General features: G+C 48.5%; 5 protein-coding genes. 2 read left to right on the top strand and 3 right to left on the bottom strand.

The genetic code is table 11. From position 1 onward, the window contains the following. A partial coding sequence (locus PsW64_RS15690; protein ID WP_153042383.1) for a transposase occupies positions 1-412 on the top strand: 412 nt, incomplete at its 5' end. Positions 413-775: 363 nt separating this feature from the next. Here PsW64_RS15690 and PsW64_RS28460 read toward each other — a convergent pair. The 3 genes from PsW64_RS28460 to PsW64_RS15675 form a co-directional block, all read right to left on the bottom strand. Continuing rightward, entirely contained in the window at positions 776-1,204 is a 429-nt protein-coding gene (locus PsW64_RS28460) for a hypothetical protein (RefSeq protein ID WP_063304183.1), read from the bottom strand. A 215-nt stretch (positions 1,205-1,419) separates the two neighbouring features. Next, a complete protein-coding gene (locus tag PsW64_RS15680) occupies positions 1,420-2,088 on the bottom strand; it encodes a peroxiredoxin-like family protein (protein WP_063304182.1) in 669 nt (222 codons plus the stop codon). 482 nt (positions 2,089-2,570) lie between these two features. Further along, complete coding sequence (locus PsW64_RS15675) at positions 2,571-3,434, bottom strand: LysR family transcriptional regulator (RefSeq protein ID WP_063304181.1); 864 nt, start codon at positions 3,432-3,434, stop codon at positions 2,571-2,573. A 427-nt stretch (positions 3,435-3,861) separates the two neighbouring features. On the opposite strand from PsW64_RS15675, the gene PsW64_RS15670 reads away from it, so the two are divergent. Then, on the top strand, positions 3,862-4,818 hold the full coding sequence (locus PsW64_RS15670; RefSeq protein ID WP_063304180.1) for a DMT family transporter: 957 nt from the start codon (positions 3,862-3,864) through the stop codon (positions 4,816-4,818). The last annotated feature ends 157 nt before the right edge of the window (positions 4,819-4,975 follow it).

Genomic DNA, 4,975 nt, shown 5'->3' with positions numbered 1-4,975 from the left:
CACCAATGCAGTGTGCTTGCGACTAATGGAAATCCCCGGCGTTGGCCCAATGACTGCGCTCGCATTTGTCGCAGCGGTGGATGATCCGGCGCGGTTCAGGAGTTCGCGAACGGTTGCTGCCCACTTCGGCTTAACGCCAAGGCGATTTCAGTCAGGAGAAACCGATAATCCTGGCCGGATCTCCAAAGCTGGAGACATGGAGGTCCGCTCTGCCCTTTATACGGCTGCCAATGCGATGTTAACCCGCTGTACTGGTGGATCCAGCATCAAGAGCTGGGGGATGCGCCTGATGCGTACCAAAGGGCGGCGCCGTGCTGTTGTGGCCGTGGCCAGAAAGCTCGCGGTTGTGATGCATCGCATGTGGGTCAATGACACATCATTCTGTCGTGATGGTTTGGAGGTTGCTGCATGATTTAGTCGCACTTCAATATCACGATAGGATCGTCCTCTCTGGACGAGGTTTGTAGATGAAGCCGAAAATGGCTGCTGCGCCATGAAAGCGCGTCCAAAAGCGGGGCTCTCTACAACCATTCCGGCACATGCATGCAGCCGCTCACTGTAAAGAGCGACCCAGACTGCGAAGAGAAGCGTGACCCGGAGATGGATATGATCCGAATCAAAAGGAAAAAGAGCTTGACCTCAACGCCCGATTAGAGAAGCCGACATTCACGGATTACTACCACCAGTGGAAACGATCTTGAAGAGATGACTGCCTCCTCTTTGGGAACAAACTATTCGCAAGAATGTCGAACTTACACCCCCCGTTGCTGTAGAGTTACGTCATCGCACTGCGTTCTATTGAGAATTTGGTATCGAAATCTCGCAGAAGATAGAGAGTGAGAAGTCCGGCTAACATGGGCCATCCTGCGAAGAAAAGGAGGTTGGGGCTTGTGAACGGGTCGAGATATCGCTCGTAAGATACAAGCGTCGATACGATATGCATGATTAAAAGAGCACCTATTGAAAGGCGTTTCTTAAACCCGACGAGAAAGCAGGTGACGATGAGCGCTTGTATTCCGCCGAGTATAAAAGAGAGAGCCTCGCTCATAGCTGAAAAGCCATAGAATGCTTCGAAAGTCCTAGCTGTAGAGTCAGGGCTAAGGAATTTATTTAATGTCCAAAGGATGAACACAATAGATATACTCAAGCGCAAGCTAAAGAGAGACCAGATCAAAGGAGATTTAGGCACCGTGATTGTGTTCATACAAGTATACCTTTCAGTGGGTCACTAAAAATGCCCTGAAATCCAGAACAAAACTGATCAATCCTATGCATGCCGCCAGATCAACAATTCAATTGCAAATAATCGGCTTTTGGAATCCTCACGGCGTTGTGACTAAGCAAGCAAGAGCCTCTGCTATCAATCCTGTGAGACGTGGCGGCACGTGCTACCATCGCGTGCCACCAATCACTTTCAGGCTACGCGTTGGTTAGGTCTTGCTTCGCCATATCAAGGAGTTCTCGAAGAGTGTCTGTTGGTTCAGGACGTTTGGTGTAGTCCGGATTAATGTCAGCGTTCATGACTTTGCCTGTTTGGCTAACAATCAGGCGTGCCGGCATAGGGAGTTCCCAACTTTCATCTCCGTTAAAACTTGGTAGATCGATACCGATCCCTTTATAAACCTTGCGCAAATCCTCAGGTAGAGAGAAAACGAGACCGAGCTTGCTGGTATAAAGACTACCAAGATCCGAAATGATATCGAAAGATAGAGCTTTCTCGGTTTTGGTTTTGAGCGAAGCTGCTTGAGTTTGTGGCGAAATAATCAATATGTTCGCGCCAGCTTCTTGGAACTGCTGTGAAACTTCTTCCAGAGCTTCAAGCTCTAACATGCAATAAGGGCACCACGCTCCTCGGAAAACACTGATCACCAATGGGCCGTTCTTAAGCAACTCGTTAGAGTTGACTGGTGTGCCATTCTGATTGGGCAAGGTGAAACCAGGAAGTGTATCGCCAACTTTAATAGTGCCATTCAAAATGCCTGATACCGCCAGATCTGCAGTAGCTCGGTCCATGACATCGCGAGTTTTCTGAGGCAGTTTTTTTTCGACTTGAGCTTTTAAGGTCGCAATTTTTTCACGTAAAGACATTGTAGATGTTTCCTCTACTTGGTTGAATTATGATCGGTCAGGTCAAACACTGCATGACTAAAGACTGGAAATCGGGGCTATCTTGTGACTCAATTCAGGTCATGAAGATGAGAAGGACACGAGACTGATCAAGCCGATGACCGTTTCACCATTGCCTGAAAGCGGGCAAAGCGATTACTCGCGATCTGCTTATCAAGTCATATTTGCCAGTAGTGACAACGTTTGTTGGACAGTGCGAACCTGAGCCTTCGGACAAATATTATTTAGTGTGCTTTGGTCCTGAATGGATCAGATGAGGGAAATATGGCAGCACTGGCGTGCGTGATAAACTGGTTGTTCGGTCAACGCACTATTGCTCAGGAGCAATAATTTCAGGGGATCCTGAGTTGCTGGAGCATTGTATTGCTTTTGAATGCGGTGGGTTCAAACGACTGCTTAATAAGTGAGCTTCATGAGGGGCAATTGGAAGAGGTTGTTTGACTTCAGTATTTCTTCAAATGCTCCACGAGCGAGCGTACCCGGAAGGGAAGGAATGCACGAGATGGATATACCAAGAGGGTCTCCTGTGGTGATATCTCATAGGGTTTGAGGACGGCAACCAAAGCACCCGACTTTAATGCGCTGGTCAGATACCCTTCAGCGAGCCTCGTGAATCCTAAACCTGCACACGCAGCAATCATCAGTGCTCGCCCATTATTGCTGGCCCAACGACCAGAAACCCGGACTTCAAACGTGTCTTCATTCCTGGCAAAGAGCCAGCGCAAGCCAGGTGTTATTAAACAAGAATGAGATACCAGATCCTCCGGCTCGTTTGGCTCTCCATGCTCTCTCAGATAATCTGGAGACGCACAAACCATCATCCGTCGGCTTCCTATCCTGCTAACTGTCAAATCAGGGTCTGATGGCATTCCATGACGAATAGCCAGATCAAATTTTTCTCTGACCAAGTCTACAGGCCGGTCACTTATTTCAAGGTCAAGTTCAACCTCAGGGTGCGATCTGGCAAAATCAGCAAGAGCACTGGCCACCCAAGTCTCGCCAAATATTCCTCCGGCGGCTACTCGGATACGCCCCTTTACCAGGTTTTGCTGTTCAGCTAAGTCAGCTGATAGTGCGTGTATATCTGCCAATATCGCTTTTGAACGCAGGTAATATTGCTCCCCAATATCTGTTAGATTCACGCTGCGCGTCGTCCGGTGCAGCAATAGCACCCCTAAGCGATTTTCAAGATTGGAAACTCGGCGGCTAATGAATGATGTCGATACATCAAGAGACTCTGCAGCTCTTTTGAAACCACCGTTTTCAACGACAGCGCAAAACTCCATCAACCCATCAAGCTCTTTCATTGTTGCTCCTGAGCAATAGTGCGTTGACCGGATAACCGATTTATCACGCGTGCCAGTACTGCCATATATTCCTTAACCGATCCATTCAGGACCACAGCGAACAACAAAAACATAAGCCGGCAAGTTGGGCCTGTCACGGTCCGGTTATCCTAATCAATCCTGAGAACTCCAGCGAGCACGGCTCCCCGTAGACACTCCCATGTGATTCATGAGGAAGTGGCGTTGCCCTCTCAGACATCCTGCTATTTTGTCGATGGGTTGCTTCTGCGAGGGACGTCGCACTTTGAAATCGCCTTGATTTCTAATCTGTCGTGTTAGCGACGTAAATCTCAGCATCTTCCGGGATAAACCGATACGCCATCTGAACCGCTTTGGTCCTGCTCAACATATTGGTCGACAAGTAGACCGGTTGCGAAGGAGAAGCAAAATGTTCCATGTTCAGGCCACTAAAACGGAAATGAAAAGCGTGTTATTGGAATGCCCCGTTAAGAAAGTCCCAAGTCTCGGTCCTGGGATAATTGCCGGGCTTACCGCCAGTCTAATCTGGGGTGCGTATCTCTCACTCTCGCGTGTCGGCGTCACCGCAGGCCTTGATGGATTTGATATCGCATTTCTTCGTTATATTGTAGCAGGTCCTCTCGTGCTGCTGTTTCTTTTGATCGTGCGACGCAATCCTCTCAAGCGCATCTCCCTCTTACAAGCAGCTGTTGTGTCTGTCCTGTTAGGACCTCCTTTCGTGTTGCTCGGTGTTGGCGGCTATATTTATGCACCATTGACGCACGGCGCCGTTATTGTGCCGGCCTCCATGATGCTTGGCGGTTTTTTGCTCGCTCGTATTTTCCTGAGTGAACAACTTGGCCTACAGCGCATATTTGGGACGCTGATAAAACTTATTGGCCTTGCTCTCATTGCTGGTCCAGCTGCCATGACCAGTTCCCTTGAGATTTTCATTGGTGACACATTTTTCATTGTCGCAGGAATGCTTTGGGCTGGCTTTAGTGTGTTGCAGCAGCACTGGAAACTGAACGCGCTTGACGTGACCACAGTTGTTTCAATTGCAGGATTTTTCACTGTTGGGCCAATCTATCTCAGCTCTCGCGGCATTGATGTTTTCGCTGCGCAGTCTGCACACATACTAGTGACCCAGCTCATTGTACAAGGTGTTCTGTCTGGCGTTGTTGCTATGATTGCATTTGCCAAGTCGGTCCAGATATTGGGTGCAGCCCAAGCTGCCATGTTTCCTGCTTTAGTTCCCGGTTTTGCGTTGATTATCGGAATTCCCCTTACCGGAGAAACACCATCAGTTATTCAATGGGGCGGCCTCGCTACCGTCGGCATTGGTCTGACAATTGTGGTGATGAGTGCACTTAAATCCACCCGCTGAAGAGTTTGTTCCATCCCCTTTAATCCAAGGAGTTACCAGATGACACTACAGCAGATAATGAGAGGAAAGACAGAGCAGAGGCTGCCAGCAAAGATTTTAGCATGAATAAAATTTCCTTATTGATTATTGGCGTTCTATGAGACATATGGCTAAACAT

It is taken from the genome of Pseudovibrio sp. W64 (genome assembly GCF_001623145.1).
Taxonomy (GTDB): Bacteria; Pseudomonadota; Alphaproteobacteria; order Rhizobiales; family Stappiaceae; genus Pseudovibrio.
Note: the sequence above shows the minus strand (reverse complement) of the source record. Positions and strands in the feature narration are given on the sequence as shown.